Origin of the sequence: Streptomyces graminofaciens (assembly GCF_030294945.1) — a bacterium.
GTDB classification, from domain to species: Bacteria; Actinomycetota; Actinomycetes; order Streptomycetales; family Streptomycetaceae; genus Streptomyces; species Streptomyces graminofaciens.
Genome location: NZ_AP018448.1, coordinates 34978 through 52181, shown reverse-complemented (window position 1 = coordinate 52181; position 17204 = coordinate 34978). Strand labels below are relative to the sequence as shown.

17 protein-coding genes are annotated in these 17204 nt (G+C 69.4%); 2 read left to right on the top strand and 15 right to left on the bottom strand.

Features of this window, described 5'->3' with window-relative positions; genetic code table 11:
• Nucleotides 1-42: 42 nt before the first annotated feature.
• From SGFS_RS00260 to SGFS_RS00250, 3 genes are all read right to left on the bottom strand, one after another.
• A protein-coding gene (locus tag SGFS_RS00260) for an IS5 family transposase (RefSeq protein WP_434028170.1) occupies nucleotides 43-833 on the bottom strand; the annotation gives its coding sequence in 2 pieces (ribosomal slippage) (nucleotides 43-512 and nucleotides 512-833; 792 coding nt in all).
• 117 nt (nucleotides 834-950) lie between these two features.
• Entirely contained in the window at nucleotides 951-1622 is a 672-nt protein-coding gene (locus tag SGFS_RS00255) for a hypothetical protein (RefSeq protein ID WP_286246648.1), read from the bottom strand.
• 79 nt (nucleotides 1623-1701) lie between these two features.
• Entirely contained in the window at nucleotides 1702-2331 is a 630-nt protein-coding gene (locus SGFS_RS00250) for a hypothetical protein (protein WP_286246647.1), read from the bottom strand.
• Between the two features lie 451 nt (nucleotides 2332-2782).
• Between SGFS_RS00250 and SGFS_RS00245 the strand changes: the two genes are divergently transcribed.
• Both SGFS_RS00245 and SGFS_RS00240 read left to right on the top strand, forming a co-directional pair.
• Entirely contained in the window at nucleotides 2783-3763 is a 981-nt protein-coding gene (locus SGFS_RS00245) for a hypothetical protein (RefSeq protein ID WP_286246646.1), read from the top strand.
• A complete protein-coding gene (locus tag SGFS_RS00240) occupies nucleotides 3760-4329 on the top strand; it encodes an N-acetyltransferase (protein WP_286246644.1) in 570 nt (189 codons plus the stop codon). Before SGFS_RS00245 ends, SGFS_RS00240 begins: the two co-directional genes overlap by 4 nt.
• A gap of 407 nt (nucleotides 4330-4736) precedes the next feature.
• On the opposite strand, the gene SGFS_RS00235 is transcribed toward SGFS_RS00240, so the two are convergent.
• From SGFS_RS00235 to SGFS_RS00180, 12 genes are all read right to left on the bottom strand, one after another.
• Nucleotides 4737-5462, bottom strand: coding sequence for a prepilin peptidase (locus SGFS_RS00235; RefSeq protein ID WP_286259718.1), 726 nt, complete (start codon nucleotides 5460-5462; stop codon nucleotides 4737-4739).
• A 77-nt stretch (nucleotides 5463-5539) separates the two neighbouring features.
• On the bottom strand, nucleotides 5540-7156 hold the full coding sequence (locus tag SGFS_RS00230) for a DUF2637 domain-containing protein (protein WP_286246642.1): 1617 nt from the start codon (nucleotides 7154-7156) through the stop codon (nucleotides 5540-5542).
• Nucleotides 7157-7281: 125 nt separating this feature from the next.
• The gene (locus SGFS_RS00225) at nucleotides 7282-10758 is read right to left on the bottom strand and encodes a LysM peptidoglycan-binding domain-containing protein (protein ID WP_286246640.1); all 3477 of its coding nucleotides are present in this window, start codon (nucleotides 10756-10758) and stop codon (nucleotides 7282-7284) included.
• Nucleotides 10758-11195, bottom strand: coding sequence for a TadE/TadG family type IV pilus assembly protein (locus tag SGFS_RS00220; protein WP_434025834.1), 438 nt, complete (start codon nucleotides 11193-11195; stop codon nucleotides 10758-10760). Before SGFS_RS00220 ends, SGFS_RS00225 begins: the two co-directional genes overlap by 1 nt.
• A 14-nt stretch (nucleotides 11196-11209) precedes the next feature.
• The gene (locus SGFS_RS00215) at nucleotides 11210-11653 is read right to left on the bottom strand and encodes a TadE/TadG family type IV pilus assembly protein (RefSeq protein WP_286246636.1); all 444 of its coding nucleotides are present in this window, start codon (nucleotides 11651-11653) and stop codon (nucleotides 11210-11212) included.
• Nucleotides 11654-11658: 5 nt separating this feature from the next.
• Nucleotides 11659-12084, bottom strand: a complete 426-nt coding sequence (locus tag SGFS_RS00210) for a TadE family protein (protein WP_286246635.1) — start codon at nucleotides 12082-12084, stop codon at nucleotides 11659-11661.
• The gene (locus SGFS_RS00205) at nucleotides 12084-12299 is read right to left on the bottom strand and encodes a hypothetical protein (protein ID WP_286246633.1); all 216 of its coding nucleotides are present in this window, start codon (nucleotides 12297-12299) and stop codon (nucleotides 12084-12086) included. Before SGFS_RS00205 ends, SGFS_RS00210 begins: the two co-directional genes overlap by 1 nt.
• A gap of 45 nt (nucleotides 12300-12344) precedes the next feature.
• Nucleotides 12345-13229, bottom strand: a complete 885-nt coding sequence (locus SGFS_RS00200) for a type II secretion system F family protein (RefSeq protein ID WP_286246631.1) — start codon at nucleotides 13227-13229, stop codon at nucleotides 12345-12347.
• A complete protein-coding gene (locus tag SGFS_RS00195) occupies nucleotides 13226-14179 on the bottom strand; it encodes a type II secretion system F family protein (RefSeq protein WP_286246629.1) in 954 nt (317 codons plus the stop codon). Before SGFS_RS00195 ends, SGFS_RS00200 begins: the two co-directional genes overlap by 4 nt.
• A complete protein-coding gene (locus tag SGFS_RS00190) occupies nucleotides 14176-15675 on the bottom strand; it encodes a CpaF family protein (RefSeq protein ID WP_286246627.1) in 1500 nt (499 codons plus the stop codon). Before SGFS_RS00190 ends, SGFS_RS00195 begins: the two co-directional genes overlap by 4 nt.
• Entirely contained in the window at nucleotides 15665-16492 is an 828-nt protein-coding gene (locus SGFS_RS00185; protein ID WP_286246625.1) for a hypothetical protein, read from the bottom strand. The genes SGFS_RS00190 and SGFS_RS00185 overlap by 11 nt, the downstream gene beginning before the upstream one ends.
• A complete protein-coding gene (locus SGFS_RS00180; protein WP_286246623.1) occupies nucleotides 16492-17136 on the bottom strand; it encodes an SAF domain-containing protein in 645 nt (214 codons plus the stop codon). Before SGFS_RS00180 ends, SGFS_RS00185 begins: the two co-directional genes overlap by 1 nt.
• Nucleotides 17137-17204 lie beyond the last annotated feature (68 nt).

Genomic DNA, 17204 nt, shown 5'->3' with positions numbered 1-17204 from the left:
CGTGCCCCGCGAGGGGGAGTGTTCAGAAACCTCTAAGAGGTCCTAACAAAGGCGTTGGACGTGTCGGTGGGTGATGAGACAGGTGGCGAGGCCGAGGAAGGCTTCATGGATGTCGTCGCGTCGTTCCCAGCGGATGCGCAGGCGACGGAAGCCGTGGAGCCAGGAGATGGTGCGCTCGACGACCCAGCGGAAGATGCCCAGGCCGGAGCCATGTGGCTGGCCCCGTTCGGCGATCGCGGGCCGGATGCCGCGTTTCCGCAGCAGTCGCCGGTACTTGTCGTGGTCGTAGCCGCGGTCCGCGAAGAGCATGTCCGGCCGTCTCCGCGGCCTCCCGACCGCGCCGGCCACGGGTGGAATCTTGTCCAGCAGCGGGATCAGCTGAGTGACGTCATTGCGATTGCCGCCGGTCAGCGACACCGCGAGCGGGATGCCCTGCCCGTCGACAAGGACGTGGTGCTTGCTGCCCGGCCGTGCGCGGTCGACCGGGCTGGGACCGCTTTTGGGCCCCGTCGGGCCGCCCGCACGTGGGAGGAGTCGATCACCGCCCTCGACCAGTCCAGCTGCTTCGCCGACCGCAGCTTCTTCAGCAGCACCAGGTGCAGCTTCTCCCACACACCGGCCTCGTTCCATGCGGCCAGGCGCCGCCAGCAGGTCATGCCCGAGCCGAAGCCCAGTTCCTGGGGCAGGTACTCCCACTGGATGCCCGTGTGCAGCACGAACAGGATCCCGCACAGGGCTTGTCGGTCCGGCACCCGCGGCCGGCCCGCCACCAGCTTCGGCCCCGGCTCGGGCAGTAACGGCTCGATGAGCGACCACAGTTCGTCCGACACGATCCACGGCCGCGACTGACGTTTCCCCACGACTAGACCAACGACCACCCAAGTCGAAAGTCACTTGATCAACAACTTCTGTTAGGACCTCTAAGACGACGGGCGTACCGCCGGGCGGCATCATGCGCTCGCCGCCTCTCGTGCAGCCGGGCCCATCCCCAGCTCGTCCAGGTCGAAGACCGTGACGTCCATGAGGGTGGCGGCCAGCTGCGCGCCAACCGTCCACTTCCTGCGCCAGTCGTCAGGGAACACGACCTCCTTCCCGACCGGGACGGGGAAAGGCCCACGGCTGCTGGCATAGACCGTGCCGTATACGCCGTCGAGAAAGACGCGGCGGGCCCGGACCGCGACGGCCCTGTCCCGCAGGTGCGGGCACAGCCGCGCGGCCAACGGCACGCACGTGAGACACAACGGCGGATGCACCGTGACCTCCCGCTCGGGCCAGCCGTCCACGCCCCTGTAGTCCTCCAACAGCCACAGCCGGCCCTGCTCGTTCTCGTCCGACGGTCCTCCGCACACCTGACACAGCAGCTTCCGCATCGCGCGCTTCTGCCGGGGCGCATGCGCCACGTCAAAAAGCGCGGCCCCGTCTCCCTGACGCAGCGCCCAGCGCTTCCACAGCACCCCGGCCGTGCCACGGCCCTGAGCGTGTCCGTTGGCGCCCACAGCGTCTTCGAATGCGATGCCGTCGGCGGCCTGGACAACGGCCGGCTCCGGCAGGCGCTCGTTGCTCCATGCGGCGATGTAGGGGACGGGAAGGCCCTTGTAACTGAGGGAAGGGGGTCGGGACATGTCTCTCTCACGATGGCGGGTTGGGGTGGTGGAAGGCGTCGATCGTGCCGTACGAGGGGAGAGCACGGCCGGCGCCGGTCTATACCCGGAAGGCCGTCGGCGTGGCGCCTTCGGAACCGTCGGCTGCCTGCTGCGTCTCCACCTGCCGCAGCCTGCCGATCGAGACGAGCTGGGAGACCATGTCCGGGACAGCGAGGAGGCCGGGCCCCTCCGGCGGCACGCACCAGTAGGAGCGCTCTCCAGGCCCGGTCGCGTCTGGTCGCGGAACACCGATAACGCTGTTGATCCCGAGGAACTCAGCCTTCGGGGCGAGGCGGCCGCTCCTCCACTCCTGGCGCTCCCCGGTGCTCCTCGGCACGAGGACGTAGTACCGGCGAGCGTGCTGGTCCTGGAAGACCGGAGCGCCACGCAACGCCGCCGCGAGGAAGACGTTGACCTCCGCGCTGTCCTTGATGCCGGCCGCCGCGTGGATCAGGTCGGCCTCGATGCGGATCGCACCGAAGACGCCACCGCAACGCAGGAGCGCGATCCCGTTTCGTTTCGTCCACGCTGCCTTGGCCTCAGCCCTGTCCTGAGCCGCAGCCAGAAGCCAGGTGAAGGACGCGAAGGCACGGTCGCTGCCGGAGTGCACGAGCACACCGGCCCCGGCCTCCACGGGCGTGCGCACCTCGACACGAACGGCGGGTTCTAAATCTCTGGGGTGGGGCATGGGGGACTCCCTGGTCCACGGTCGTGCTCGTCCTGGGCATCCAGAAAACAGCCGCACCACCGCCGCTGTCGCTGCCGTCACACCCGAAAGTTGCCTGCAAGCACCCTGCCGTTTTGACTATCCTTTTACCCGTCGCTTCGATGAGCCGCTCTAACGTTGCGTCATGTCGGGGACACGGAACGAGGCGCTCGCATCATGGATGGCGGCGCACGGCTTGGTTGTCAAGGAGCTGACGTCCCAGGTCAACACAGAGATCGAGAAGCTGACGGGCCACCCCGGCACAGTCAACGAAAGACACGTCTGGAAGCTGCTCAAGGGAGAGCACCGATCCCCCAACGCTCTGCTGCGGACTGCGCTGGAGAGGCTGACGGGTCTCCCAGCCACAGAGTTAGGCTTCGCATCCCGGGGGAGAAAGACATCAAACCTCTCCCCAGCATCCGAGGACGACGACTTGTACCGCCGCACCTTCCTAGCCGCGGCCACCGCCGCCGGTGTCTCCACGGCAACGCCATCAGGTCCCCGCCGTCACCGCCTCAACTCCAATGACGTCGAGGTGCTACGGGCTGAACTCGTCGCCTGGACCACCGCAGAGAGCATGCACGGCGGCACCCCAGAGTTGGAGAAGCGCGCCCAGGACATCACCGACAACGTGATCAGCCTCCAGCAGGCGAACACCTCCTCAGCGCGCATCCGCTCCGAGCTGTACACAGTCGCCGCGGCCTTCTCCAACAGCGCCATGTGGGCAGCCATCGACGGCGAACGCTTCGAGTTGGCGGAGTACCACCTCGACAGAACCATCCGCCTCGCCGGCCTGTCCGGAGACCCCGCCACCGAGTTCCGCGTATGGAGTCACGCGAGCGTCCTGTTCCGGAACCTGGACCGCCCTGCCGACGCCCTGGCCGCAGCCGAGAAAGCGCGGGCCTCCTCCATCACACGGCGCGACCCCCTGTTCGCGTCGCTCGCGATGTCCCGCATAGCGCTCACGCAGGCCGAACTCGGCGACGCCAGGAGCGCCATGCGCTACCTGGACCTGGCCCAAAAGGCACTCGACCGCTCAGACCCGAACAAGCACCGCCCGGCCTGGATTCACTACTACGACCAGGCCGAACACGACCACCTCGCCATGGTCACGAGCATGCGCCTCACCCGTTGGCCCGAGGCTGAGAAGCACGCACACCGCAGCCTCGCGTACGTGCGGCCGGACCTCCAGCGGAACAAGGCGCTCCTCCGCGCCAACCTCGCCGTTGCCCAGCTTGGTCAACACGACATCGAACAGGCCGTATCCACTGCGCACTGCATCCCCGCCGGGATGATGCGGCACGCCCGCGTCCGCGGTCTCCTGGACCGCTTCACCGAACAGGTCACCACCCTCGCCCCCCGAAACCCCGAGGCCCGCGGCTGGCGGGCCTACTACCGAACGGCGGTCGCATGACGGACACCGGCTCCCTGCACCTCCTGCGCACCGACGACGTGGACAAGCACCGGCAGCTCATCCTCGACATCCACGTGGAGGTCCGCACACAATTCGGGCTGATGGACGACCCCTTCAACGCCGTGGACCGATTCGACGAGCGCCTAACCAGCTACGCGTCCCGGGACGGCTGGGAGGTCATCATCGCCTACCAGGACGACGAGCCAGCGGGCTACATCTTCGGCTCACCCCTCGTGCGCGGATCGCTGTGGTGGTCCTCAATGCGAGAGCCTCAGCCGGACGACTTCACCCACGAGACAGGCAGCCGCACCTTCGCTGTCCAAGAGGTCCTGGTCCGCGAGGCGTTCCGAGGCACAGCGGGCGCGGGGACCTCCCGCCTCCTGCACGAAACCCTGCTCGCCGAACGCACCGAGGAGCGAGCCACCCTCCTCGTCGACCCCACCCGCTCCAATGGCAGGCTGAAGGCGGTCTACGAATCCTGGGGCTACCGGGACATCGGCGCCCAGCAGCCATTCGCCGACTCACCGGTCTTCGCCACGATGCTGCGGGACCCACTGCACCAGTAGCGTCGGCGAGGGGCGGATTCCGGGGGATGCTCACATCTGGGGCTCATAAGGCGCTCTGCGCGCGAGCGGAGGTGACCTGTGGGCTTGCCCCATGGGGCTCGATGGTCGCGATTCCTTCTCCGTGTGAGCGGAGGTAGACGGGCCCTCGGCGACGGGGGCCTTCGTCGTGCCCGTCCCTGCAGGGTTGTCACAGGAGGGTCAGCAGCTCGTGCAGGACGGCGTTGAGCCGCACGGGCGCTGGCAGATCGCTCATGTCCAAGACCGGTACACGGGTGCCGATCTGCCGGTGCAAGGCCTCGTGCGATGTTCAGGCGGAGCGGCCGTCAGGAACTGCTCAGAGCAAGGGATGGATACATTCCGACGAGCACCATCGGGGCTGTTGAAGGTTCTCGCAGCTCACGCCCGGTTCACTGGGTGTACGAGCCCAGGATCACGCCGGCGAATGCCCCGGCGAGCAGGAACGGGCCGAACGGGATCCTGGTCGCCGGGCCACCGCGGCCTGCGAGCATGAGGGCGATGCCGTACAGGGCGCCGAGCAGGTACCCGGCAAAAGTCCCGATCAGGAGGAGGGGCCAGCCGTACCAGCCCAGGACAGCGCCCAGCACGAGGGCGAGTTTCACATCACCGAACCCGAAGCCCTTGCTGATGAGGAAGAGCACCAAGAAGCAGGCTCCCAGAAGGAGGGAACCGAGCAGCGCGGGCGTCCAGCTCCCTTCGGCATCGGGGAGCAACGAGGCACCACCGAGCAGCACAAGCGCCGCCGCGGCGAGCGGCAACGTGAGCACGTCGGGCAGCCGGTGTGCCGCAAAGTCGACGGCGGCGAGTAGCACGCTAACGGGGGTGAGCAGCAGCCAGACCACCAGCTCGGGGCGGGCTCCCACGGCGGCCGCCAACGCCGCGCAGACCATGGCGACGACGACGGCGATGGTGAGGGTGCGCGGACCGTACGCATTCCCGTCGGTGCAGCGGGCCCGCCCGAGCCATCCGTTGCCGGCACCGACGAAGGGGTGTCCGGCAGGACACGCTGTCCGCCACGGCTCGTCGGGGGGCACGGAAAGCCGGTACGCGGCGCGCGGTATGAGCACGCCTGTGCCGGCGCCCCACAGGGCCGCTGCCGTGATGATCCAGAACATCTCCACCGGACGGAGCTTAAGCCTCGGAAAACCGGCAGTCCCGGCTGCACCCTCTTCTGCGATGAGCCCGAATCTCATCAGGCATGGTGGAGGCCGGATTGCCGTTGGAGCGTGCTGTAGCGGCGTTGGAAGTGCGGGAGATATTTGTGGATGTGGGTGGGGTGGAGGGGCTTGTTGTACTGGGCGGTGATGCCTTTGCGGGTGAGTTGCTCGGTGAGGGTGTTGAGGTCGGGGTTTTCTGTCGTGGTGCGGTAGCGGGCCCATGCGGTGTAGATGCGGAATTGAAGGTAGTAGCGGGCGAGGGTCTTGGGCTTGACGGGTTGGCGGGTGGTGTCGAGGACGTTGTCGGCGGCGAGGGCTGTGGAGAGTTCCTGGGGTGTGGGTTCGCGTCCGTGGTGTTGCAGGAAGGCGTGCCAGGCGAGGTAGTAGCGGTCGGCTGAGGTGAGTTGGCTGTCTTTGCCCTGCGTCCGGTCGGCTCGGCGGTGCTGAGGGTGTTCATCCTGTGTGTGACCAGGCGGCTGGAGGTCCGGCCGGGAGGAAGCTGGTGTTGCTTCCCTCTTATCCGGCAGGGGCGTTTTTGTTTTCTCATGCTGATGAGTCTCGTCTTCACCGGCTGGGCTTTTGCGTACTTCTCCGCGTTGATGGCGCGGTTTCGGGTTGGTGGCAAAGGATTGACCTGCCGACATACCTGACCGGTATTTCTCGCGGGTCTCCTCGCGGGCTTCGGGCGGGCGGGGGCGGGGGCGGGACAGAGCGGCGGAAGCGGGGGCCTGGTTGTGGGGTGAGGTGGTGTCGTTGGAGCGGGGCGTGTGGTCTGCCGGATCCGTGCTGGCAGGGGTGTCCGTACGGGGAGGGGGTGTGGTTGGTGCTGTGCGGGCGGGAGCCGTGTGGCCGACGGTGTGGGGGTGGGGGCGGGTTGTCGCCCGCTCGTTCGTGACTGCCGCAGGGACGGGAGCCGGTTGCGGTGCAGGAGCAGGCGAAGCCGGCGGGGACTGGGGATGTGCCGGGTGTGGTGGGATGGGCTGGATGCCTGCCGCCGCCAGGCCTGCCGGGGCGGTTTCCGCCAGGGGGATGCCGTAGCGCGCGAGGCGGAGCGGCATCAGGGACTCCACCGGGGCCTTGCGGCGCCAGGCCCGGCCGAAGCGGGAGCGCAGGCGGGCCTGGTAGACGAGACGTTCCTGCTCCAGCTTGATCACCTGCTCGTAGGAGCGCAGCTCCCAGAGCTTCATCCGGCGCCAGAGGAGGAAGGTCGGCACGGGGGAGAGGATCCAGCGGGTGAGGCGGACGCCCTCCATGTGCTTGTCGGCGGTGATGTCGGCGATCCGGCCGACCGCGTGCCGGGCCGCCTCGACCGAGACGACGAAGAGGATCGGGATCACCGAGTGCATGCCCACGCCCAGCGGGTCCGGCCAGGCCGCCGCGCCGTTGAACGCGATCGTCGCCGCCGTCAGCAGCCAGGCCGTCTGGCGCAGCAGGGGGAAGGGGATGCGGATCCAGGTCAGCAGGAGGTCCAGGGCCAGCAGGACGCAGATGCCCGCGTCGATGCCGATCGGGAAGACGTGAGCGAAGTTGCCGAAGCCCTTCTGGAGGGCCAGTTCCCGTACCGCCGCGTAGGAACCCGCGAAGCCGATTCCGGCGATGATGACGGTGCCGATGCCGGTGAGGGCGATCAGCACGGCGTGTGTGCGGCGCATTGTGCAGGGCGGGTCCTGCCGGGCTGGCTGAGGGCTGGCTGCGGGCGCGGCACGGGACGTGGCGGGTGGTGTGGGAGTCTTCCTGCCGGCTGGTTTGGCGGGCTGCCGGGCTGTCGTCATGGTGTTCACCGGTTCCGCCGTGGTCCTTGGCCGGTGGTGTTGAGGAGTTCGTTGATGAGCTGTTCGGTCTCGGTCTCCAGCGAGCAGTCCAGCGCCTGGTTGACCTGCTGGACGCGGGTGATGGCGGTGTGCAGTCCCTGCCGGTTTCCGGCCGCGTATTCGAGGCGGCACCAGTCCCGGTACAAGAGTTCAGCGGTGTCGTCGACGTCGAGGCCGGTCGCGACGGCCTGGCGGGCGGCGCTGAGATCGTGGTGCGGGCCTGCGGGGGTCCGGTAGGTGGCCACGGTGTGCGCCACGTCGATGATCCGCGTGATCATCTCCTGCTGGTAGGGCTCGGCCCAGGGCAGTGGCGTGCCCCCGAACGGCTTGCCGCGGACCAGGGTGAGCGCGTTTTCCAGATCGGGCAGGCCGGCCGGGCCCAGCGGCAGCGCGCGTTCGACGAGCTGAAGGAAGCGGCTCCAGTCGCACCGCACGCCGGGGGAGAGCCGGTAGGGGTCCTCGCCGGACTTGCGCCGTGGAACGTAGGGGTTGCCGGCGGGATCGCTGCCCAGGGAACGGCGCAGGCCCTGCATCCGGGCGTTGAGGGTGCTCAGTCCCCACGGACTGATGGGATCCATGTCGGAGCACACGGCGTCCGCGCTCCGCCCGGCCCGGAAATACAACAGCGCGGCGAGCTGGGCCATGCGCGGGCCGTGGCCGGTGCTGTCCACTCCCGTCACCTCGACCGGGCCCAGAACCCGGATCTCCGGCGCGTGCAGGTCTTGAGCCGCGCTCTCCACCGCCCCCGTCTCCGCCCCCGTGCCCGCCGCAGGGGCATCCGCGGCGTCCGATTCCTTTTCCTGGGGCTCCGATTCCTGTGCGCCCTGGGGCGCCGGAGTGCCGGTGCCCGGAGCTTGGTCCTCCTCGGCCTGAGGCACCGGTGAGGTTGCCGGCAGCCGCAGGAGGCGCAGTCCGGTCGGGTCGATGGTGGCGGCGAGCAGGGCTGGGAAGACCTCGACGCTCACATCTGCTGCCGGCGTCACCGAGGGGCTCGTGCCCGGGCGGGGCGCAGGCACGGCAGTCTCCTGCGGCCCGGTCTGCTCGGCCTGGGCCACGTGGTCGGGCTCTTCTGGGACGTCCTTCCACGGACCCTCAGCCGGATGGGCCGACTGCGCGGACACCCTCAGCGCGGTGGTGATCTGCAGATACGAGGCGTGCTCCAGGCGCTGCACCGTGATCTCTGAGCCGACGGAGTCGAGTTGCTGCGGTGTGCTGAGCGAGGCGTTGAGGATCTCCGCCTCGGGGAAGTGTGCGGCCGCCGTGCTCGCCGGGGCGATGAGGGTCACGGGAACCGTCCCCGCCTTGTCGATGACGTCGGCGAACTCCCAGGCCGCGTCGGGGTCCAGCGACGATGCGCACAGCACCAGGTAGGGCTGGTGACTGGTCTCGGGCATCTGGTGGGCCTCGAGCAGTCGCTCGCTCAGATCGCGCAGCGCGTGCGTGGCGTGGCGCATGTGGGCGATCCGCGCGGTGGGCAGCAGCTGCGGCAGGTCCTCGCCGAACCCGACCGTCACGACCTCGACTTCGCTCGCCCACGGGCTCATCCCGAGCTCCAGGGCGAGCGAGGTGCACACTTCGGTGATGTGCACCGGATTGCCGTCCAGCAAAACGGCGGACACCCGGGCGAGATTGAGCAGCAGAAGGTCGCCCGCTTCGGTGCTGCCGACCGTGACCAGTCCCGGATACGGTGCCGGCACTTCGCGGGCGGCCTCCTCGCTCAGGACGACCGCATCGGAGTCAAGGACCCACCAGCCGCCCTTCCCGGAGACGAAGGGTGCCTGCGGCGTCTGGGCAAGGTCCTCGGGCAGCACCTCCACTGTGCGGGCGCCGATCCGTGCGGCCCGCAGCTGCGGCAGGACCGCAGGACCCTCCTGCTGTGCCACCTGGTGGGCCATGGTCCTCAGTACCGTGTCCAGGCGAGCGGCGCCGCCCGGTTCGGCGGCCGCAGCCAACTTCGCCTCCGCCGGGGACGTCTCCGACGCGATGGCGATCTTCTCGCCCGGCTTGCGGCGGCGGCGCTGCAGCGCCCTTCTCAGAGCGAGAGCACCGGTGATGGCGGCGGCCAGCAGCGCACCGGCGCCCAGCACCGTGCGCAGCACCAGCGGACCGTCGGCCGGAGCCGACGCCGGCGTCTTTGACGCCGCGGCGGTGGGGGAGGAGCCAGCGGCACCAGGCTGCTCACCCGACGCCGACGGCAAGGAGGAAGAGGACGAGGCGCCGCTGCTGGGCTGCGGCTTCGCTGAAGCCGTTGCGGAAGGAGAGTGCTCCTGGCCGGGCTGCTCGGCGGGCCGGCTGCTCGGGGTACGGGGAGCCGACGACTCCGGTGTGGGCGCGGTGCTCTGGCCTGGCGCGGGTGCCTGCCCATCGCCCGTATCATCGCCCGGCGTCTGCTCGCTGTCCGGCGCCTGAGTAGCCGGGGGAGTGCTCTCCTGGTTGTCCCCCGCATCCCTGTTACTGCTCTCGCGCGGCGGCGTCTGCTGGTCGGCCTGCGCGCCGGGCACGGTGATCTGCTGTCCTGGGTAGATGACATCCGGATCGGTGATCTCGGGCAGGCCGTGCGGCTGCGGCTTGCCCTCGCTGGCCTCGAATAATTCGGGCCACTTGGTGCCGTCGCCGAGCTCCTCCTGTGCGATCTTCGACAGGTAGTCGCCCGAGTGGACCGTGACGGCGTGCTCGCTCTGGCCAGCAGAAGTGGCAGGACCGTCCCCCAACTGCGTGCGGACACCTCCCGCCGCAGCGGCGTCGGGCATCTGAAGCTGCCAGCCGGGCTGCAGAAAGCTGTTCGCTCGGAAGACCTGCCCGTCGGGCATGACACGGCCCTCGTTCAGAGAAGCGATCTCCCGCCACCGCTCGCCGTCGCCCAACTCCCGCTCGGCGATGCCCCACAGGCTCTCGGCCGGCCGCGCCTCGCGCACCGTGTACGACGTACCGGACGCGGGTGTGCGCGCCGTGGAGGACGGCGAGGGTTGATCGGTCTCGCCTCCTTGCGAGGCCTGGACCGTCTGGCCGGGGATGACGGGCGCCGCAGTAGCCGGTGCGGCCTGAGCATCAAAGGCCAGGGCCGAACTCGTGGGCAACAGCACCAGGATGCTGCCGATCAGTAGCGCCGCAGCGCGCTGCGAGGCGCCCATCCCTCGCGGTGCGTGCCAGCTCCGGCCCCGCACCTGCGCGATCAGCTCGCGTACCGCACAGAAACTGAACTGCAGCCACCCGATCCAGCCCACGCAGGCGAGCAACAGCAAAAACGCCGCGCCCGTGTCCTGTCGGTCCAGCAGGTGCGTGAGGTCGTCGTGGGTGGAAGCCCAGATGACCGGAGTGACCCAGGCCAGCAGCAACGGCAGCCCTACGACCGCGGCGACCAGAACGAGCAGGCTCAAGCCGGCCTTGAGAAGACGGGCCAGGGTGCGGGCAGCCGCTGCGGTGGGGGAGTGGGTGGTGCGCATCAGTTTCCTTCGGGAGCGGTGATGCCATGCAGGAGGGTGGCCTTGCCCTGGCCGGTCACCGACAGCGAGCCGATCCCGACCACCGACAGGAACTTCGTGTCGTAGGTGCTGGTGATGTTCACGGTGAGGGTCTTGCCGTCGCCGGACACGCTGACCGTGCCGGTGGCGCCGACGGAGCGCAGGTACGCCTGAGCGGCGGCCTGCGCGTTCTGCGGATCCACGACGATCGCATTGCCGCTGATGGCCTCAGCGGGGTCGATGGCCTGTCCGCCGGCCCGGGCTGCCTCGCCGGCGATGTAGTCGGCTCGTTCGACCGCGCGCATTTTGCTGCCGCCGTCGACGGCGACGCCGATGATGCCGATCAGTGCCATGACGCATACGGCGACGAACACGGTGACGCCTCCGCGGTCATCCCACTGTGGATGGCTCTGCCTCATGTGCCGGAAGATCATCAGTCGCTCCGCTGCCGGTACTGGTCCACCACCGAGGTCGCCGTTGACGTGAGCGTCCGCGCCCCGGGAGCGCCCGGCAGCAAGAGGTCGGAGAGGTTGACGGTGCAGGTCACGGTTGCGGTGACCGTGCCGACCTGGCCCACCGGCACGCTCAGGCCACCGGTGTCGATCCTGACGGAAGCCGACGCGCACGTGATGCCCTGGTCGTTCAGGGCGTTGGCGGCCGCCGCCTGCGCGGCGCCCTGGGCGGAGGCGGCGGTGCGGTGAATGGAGGCTTCCCTGGCCGCGTCCTCAGCCGCAGAGTCGATCTTCGCTCCGGAGGTGACGAGGCGTCCGCCAGCGATCGCCAGACACAAGAACATGATCAAAGACGGGAGGATGATGGCGGCCTCAATCGCGGCACTGCCGTCATCGCTGCGAAGCCTGCGAGCCCATCGGGCCATGTTGTTCACCTTCCCGGGACCGTCCAGCGTTCCACGGCCCCGGACGCCGACTGGGTGACCTGCAGGCCGGAGATGCCCGGGATCATCGACATTGCCGTTCCGGTGACCTCTACCCGCACACGCTGCCCGTTGCTGCTGGCCACGACGCTGTAGCCGCGCAGGCTGTCACCCGCGGTGCGCTCCAGCACGCTCCGCGCCTGGGCCGCGCCATCGGCCGGGCTCGACTGGTAGGCGCGGGCTGCGGTGGCTCCTTCGCGGGCAGCGGTCAGGGCGATCTGCCTCGCGTAGTACCACATGGAGGCCTGGATGACGGCGACCGTGGCGAGCAGCACGAAGGGGAAGACGATCGCCATCTGTATGGACGTGTCACCGCGGTCGTCGCGCCATCGTCGCCCGCGCCACCAGTCCTTCAGCCGCTCCGGACGGGACATCACAGCCCGTTGAGCTTGCCGTTGTACTTGGCTATCACGACGGCGATCGTCCCGGCGATCATCACGGCGCCGGTGACAGCGGCCACCCAGATGATGACGGTGGTGGTGCTGACGTCTCCGCGGTCCGGACGGCGCCTGGCTTCCTGAAGGCTCTCCTGCAGACGCGTGGTCAGCCAGTGCACCGCACGGTAGGTACGGGCTGCGGTGTGGTTCATGATCGGGACTCCTTGCTCCTACAGCGGTTCCGAGTTGAGACGGGGCTAGATGGTGAGCATGCGGATGACCGCAGGGAAGGCCATCAGAAGCATGACCAGGACGGCGAGCAGGGCTCCCGGGGCGGTCATCTTCTCGCTGGCGGCGTTGGCCTCCGTGGCCTGGTCGGCCAGCAGTTCGGCGTTGAGAGCGGCGGTACGGGCGCGCAGGGCCTTGTAGACGGCGGCGCCGTCGGTGGCCGAGCCCCGCATGATGTCGGCGACGTCGTCCAGGACGGGCAGGTCGTACTCGGCGGCCAGCTCAGTGAGTGCCTGATACGGCGGGATCTTCTCCAGCCGGGCCCGGCGCAGCGCGCCCTGCAGGTACAGGAAGGGCCAGCCGGCGCCGACTTCGGCGGCCTTCTCCAGGGCCTCGGTGGGACCGGCGTCGGCGGCTCGCTTGAGCGCGACCAGGTCCAGGTAGGCGGACAGGGCGTGCGCGAATTCCTCCCGCGCCCGCTTGGCCTGATCGCGTACTGCGAGATCGGGCGTGATGAACAGCAGCCCCGCGATGAGGAGTCCGACCGCTCCGGGCACGTAGAACGGCAGGGAGACGCCCGCGACGATCCACGGGATCGTCGCGATCACCGGGCAGAGCAGGCCGAGACCAGCGAGCGCCACCTTCTTCAGCATGAACTGGCCCGGCCCCTGGCCCAGAAGAGCCAAGTTGGTGGCAGGGATCCGCACGCCGGGCAGCCGCTCGAGACGGGCCAGCAGCCAACGGCCCCACACCTCCTCGCGGTCCAGCTCCGGCTCCGGCATCGTCAAGGCGGCCGGGGCGCTGCGCGCGAGGGCAGGCCCCAACGCGGGCTGGGGGCGCAGGAGTTCCCGCACCAGCAGCGCGAGGCCTGCACCGACCGTGCCGCCGGCCAGGAGGACGGGGAACAGGTTCACGAGCCGGCTCCTTCCGGCTCACGGCCGGCGACCGGTACGACGTCGGGCTCCGTCGATGGAGCAGGCAGCCGGACCGTGCTGGACGGATCGGTGATCAAGAATCGGGGGATGCGGCGGAAGGAGCCCAGCTGCCGCATCAGGGCGAGCACCCCGATGAACCCCGCCGTCAGGAAGGCGAGCACCAATTGTCCCAGCAGCGTCGAGTACGGCTTGGTGTAGCTGGGCACGAAGAACCCGGCCACCACCACGCCCACGGTGATGATGGTCATCCACCGCACCGTGGTCCGCGGTTTCGCCCGGTCGGCCTCGATGGCGCGCTTACGGGCGACCTCGTCGCGCACCGTTCCGGCCAGGTCCTCCAACGCCTGCGCCAGGCCCGGGCCGCGGTCGCCCGCCGACAAGATGAGCGCGGCGAGCACCTTGTCCGCGGTGACATCGTCCAGTTCATCGGCGAATGCGCGGAGCGCTCCCTCTGGCCGCCACCCCAGGCGCAGCCGGTCGGACAGGTTGATGATCTGCGGGGCAAGCTCGTCGGGCGCGCCCTTACGGCTGGTCATCATCGCCTGTTCCAGGCCCATGCCCAGTCGCAGCAGGCCGGCCAGCCGCTGGGTCCACTCGCTCAAGGCCTCCAGCTGGCCGATGCGCTCCTGTGCAGTCTGTGCTGGGGTGATCAGCCAGGGTACGCCGATGACGGCCGCACCCAGCAGGGCGCCGCCCACGAAGTTCCCCGAAACCAGCCACACGCCCGCGAAGACGGCGACCGCCACGACCGCGAGGGTCCGCCGGCGGAGCCGGACGTCCTCACTCTGGTCCTTCCCGGCGCCCAGTGAGCGCCACCGCTGCCACAACGGAGCTCGGCGCGGCGCCGTCGTTCCCACGAACCCGGCCACGACACCGATCAGCCCGCCGACGACGGCCATGCCGCTGAGCAGTCCCCATAACAGGGTCATCGGCGCGCCCCCACCTTCAGCGGCAGCGGGGCCTGCCAGGCCCCGTAGGGCTGTTGCAGCAGGGCGGAGTCGAACCCGACCCGGCGCAGGTCGTCGGCGCAGCCCGGATCCATCCGCGGGACCGCCCGCAGCTCGCCGAACTCCGCCCCGGGGGAGAAGACTTCGTTGGTGGCGGGGCGGCCGGACTCGCCGATCCCGGTCAGCTCCAGGATGTGAGAGACGTAGCGGTGGCGGCGGCCGCCGATCTGCGTCTCGTCCGTCATGTCGACGTACACGATGAAGTCCAGGCCGTTCGCGGTCTGCCGGTAGGCGAGCTGCTCGGACAGGTTGTCCTGGGCGAGCGCGTACAGTTCGGCGATCCTGTCGAAGATGATGTCCGGGCGGCGGGCGTGGATGGTGCACAGGTTGCCGCCCGAGCCGTTCGTCAGCGCCTGCATCATGGCGACGACTTCGGGCCCGCGGACCTCACCGACCACGATCCGCTCCAGCGACATGCGCAGCGCCGGGTGCATCAGGTCCAAGAGCGTGACCTCGCCGGCGCTGCGGCCGGTGACGTCCCTCTCCCCGTTCGACTCGCGCCCGACCAGGGAGACGACCTGGCGGTGGTAGCCGTTGGCGTGGGCGAAAAGCTCGTCCTCGGTCTGGATGGTGGCAAACCGTGTCTCGGGGTCGAACTCCTTGAGCATCGCCCGAAGCAGCGTTGTCTTCCCCGCCTTCTGCTTCCCCGCGATCATGATGTTCTTCTCCGCGCGGACACACGCGCCGAGGAACTCCCGCAGGATCGGGTCGATCGTGCCCAGCCGTACGAGGTCGTCCAGGTCGGCGTGGGAGACCCGGTGCCGGCGGATGACCGCGTAGGTCATCGGCCCGAGCCCGGTGATGGCCTGAAGGCGGGAACCGTCCTGCAGGGACAGGGCGAGGGTGGGGTTCGCGGTGGAGATGGTGCGCTCGTTGTGCCCGGAGCCCCGGGCCAACTCCCGCAGCAGATCCAGGAGTTCTTCTTCCGAGTCGGCGATCGGTCCGACCATGCGGCGTTCGCCGTCGCCGTAGTCGAGCCACACCTCGTTCGGGCCCTGAATGATGATGTCCTCGACCCGGTCATCGTCCAGGTACGGCTGGAGCCTTCCGGCACGGAACAGCAGGTCGTAGACGCCTCGCCGCAGTGCTTCGTCCTCCTGCGGCGCCATCGCCTGGGCGTCCGACCACAGGGCGACCGCCTCGTTGATCCAGTCCAGGCAGCGCTGCTCTTCGCTCGCCCGGTCCATATCCGGCGTGCTCTTCAGCAACTCCTCGCGCTGCTTGGCGACCTGGGCCGCGATATGCCGGGCGACCTTGTAGTCGACGGTGACCTGAGGAGCCGCGGCGCCGAGTACGCGCGTACTTGAGGCAACACCGGCCGGTGCCTGTGTGCCGTTCGCCTGGCGCGGCCACACCTGCTGGGGGCGGCCGGGCGGCGAAGCCACCGTGGGATCGGTGTGCAGAGGCCTACCGCGCACGGGTCACCTCGCCTCCTGCGGCACGCACGCCGCCCGGATCGAGGCGGGCCCGCCGCATTGCGGCCCGCTGCACCAGCAGCGTGGTGGCCGTCCGGGCGGCCTTCATCAGCGGCGACTTGGTGAAGTGACGCGGCTGTTCCACGCCGTCGGACAGAACCTTGGCGTCCTTCGGGGCGTACGGCAGGGTGGCCACCACGGGCACCTGGAGCACGCGCTGCACCTCGCCCGCGGGATACGGACCCTCATTGATCATCAGCACGCTGACGCCGCCGACCCGCTCCTGCAGAGCGCGCACCCGGCCCTCGGCTGCCTGCAAGCAGCGCAGGGTGTTGCGCACGACCATGAACACGGCGTCGGCCTGCTCGGCCAGGACGCCGGACGGCCCGAAAGCACCCCGGCGGCCGAGGTCAATCAGGACGTCGTGGCCGTGTTCGGCCTCGATGCCGCGGAAGATGACCCCCAGGGCTTTCCATACCGAGCCCAGGCTCGCCGCCTGCGCAGGATCGGTGATGCCCGGCAGCAGCAGCCGGTCGCGCGGCGATTCCTTCTTGCCGTCCTCGCTGCTCAGGTCGATCAGCTGACGAAAGAACGCGTCGCCGAGTTCGCCCTGCCGGGCGGCGACCGAAAGGTTACGCAGCCCGTAGCGGTCACCGAGCGTGCCCTGCAGCAGTCCGTGCAGTACGGCGCTGCCATCTGGGTCGCACTCGGCCAGGATCATCCGCCGGCCCGGCTCCAGAGGCCAGGACAGCAGCAAGGCGAGCGCGCTCGTCGTCACACCGGGTGCACCACTGCACCCGACCAGCGCGATGACAGCCATCAGCTGCCGTCCGGGGCAGCGAGGACCAGGCGCAGCGTGCCGGACGCCACCCACACGGCCGCTGTGGGGCCGTCCGTAGCGGATGTGGCAACGTCGACAACCACGACGCCGGTGCCGGGAGCAGCGGTGGACGCCTTCACGACCCGTCCGTCGATGGTCTGCGCGACGGCGTCCGATGTCTTGCCGGTGTCCGTCGCACCCTGGGCCGGAACATGGACCAGCTGCACCTTCTGGCCCGGCACCAGCGCGGTGGCCGGAATCTGCTTGGGCTCGAGCCCGATCGGCACCAACTGCTCGCCGGCTTTCACCAGCGAGTCCTTCGTCACCTGCGACAGGGCGAGAAGGGAACCGGGCTTGAGCTCCACCGCGGCCCGCTTGCCCACCACCGAGTCCAGGTCATCGCTGCGCACCGCCTTGACGGCCGGGTCCAAGGCGAGGGAGGCCTTGCCCAGGTCGTCCTCCGTGAGGACCTGGCCGACCTGGACGTCCCGGACGACGGTCACCACCTCGGTGCGGTTGCCAACCTGCAGCAGCAGGACGGCAACACCAGCCCCTCCGGCGGCGATCAGCGCCAGGGACAGGGCAATGACACCGGGACGCCGCCTGCGAGCCGACACCCGAGGCGGAGCCACCGGTCCGGCCATGCGCCCCTGCTGAGGAACTCCGTTCGGGGCTGTGCCTACACGTTCTTGGGTCTTGCTCAACGTTCAGT

Excerpts from the sequence above, each read along its gene's own strand:
- SGFS_RS00255 (WP_286246648.1), bottom strand. The coding sequence starts at position 1,622 with ATGTCCCGACCCCCTTCCCTCAGTTACAAGGGCCTTCCCGTCCCCTAC.
- SGFS_RS00250 (WP_286246647.1), bottom strand. The coding sequence starts at position 2,331 with ATGCCCCACCCCAGAGATTTAGAACCCGCCGTTCGTGTCGAGGTGCGC.
- SGFS_RS00240 (WP_286246644.1), top strand. The coding sequence starts at position 3,760 with ATGACGGACACCGGCTCCCTGCACCTCCTGCGCACCGACGACGTGGAC.
- SGFS_RS00235 (WP_286259718.1), bottom strand. The coding sequence starts at position 5,462 with ATGTTCTGGATCATCACGGCAGCGGCCCTGTGGGGCGCCGGCACAGGC.
- SGFS_RS00230 (WP_286246642.1), bottom strand. The coding sequence starts at position 7,156 with ATGCGCCGCACACACGCCGTGCTGATCGCCCTCACCGGCATCGGCACC.
- SGFS_RS00225 (WP_286246640.1), bottom strand. The coding sequence starts at position 10,758 with ATGCGCACCACCCACTCCCCCACCGCAGCGGCTGCCCGCACCCTGGCC.
- SGFS_RS00220 (WP_434025834.1), bottom strand. The coding sequence starts at position 11,195 with ATGAGGCAGAGCCATCCACAGTGGGATGACCGCGGAGGCGTCACCGTG.
- SGFS_RS00215 (WP_286246636.1), bottom strand. The coding sequence starts at position 11,653 with ATGGCCCGATGGGCTCGCAGGCTTCGCAGCGATGACGGCAGTGCCGCG.
- SGFS_RS00210 (WP_286246635.1), bottom strand. The coding sequence starts at position 12,084 with ATGTCCCGTCCGGAGCGGCTGAAGGACTGGTGGCGCGGGCGACGATGG.
- SGFS_RS00205 (WP_286246633.1), bottom strand. The coding sequence starts at position 12,299 with ATGAACCACACCGCAGCCCGTACCTACCGTGCGGTGCACTGGCTGACC.
- SGFS_RS00195 (WP_286246629.1), bottom strand. The coding sequence starts at position 14,179 with ATGACCCTGTTATGGGGACTGCTCAGCGGCATGGCCGTCGTCGGCGGG.
- SGFS_RS00185 (WP_286246625.1), bottom strand. The coding sequence starts at position 16,492 with ATGGCTGTCATCGCGCTGGTCGGGTGCAGTGGTGCACCCGGTGTGACG.
- SGFS_RS00180 (WP_286246623.1), bottom strand. The coding sequence starts at position 17,136 with ATGGCCGGACCGGTGGCTCCGCCTCGGGTGTCGGCTCGCAGGCGGCGT.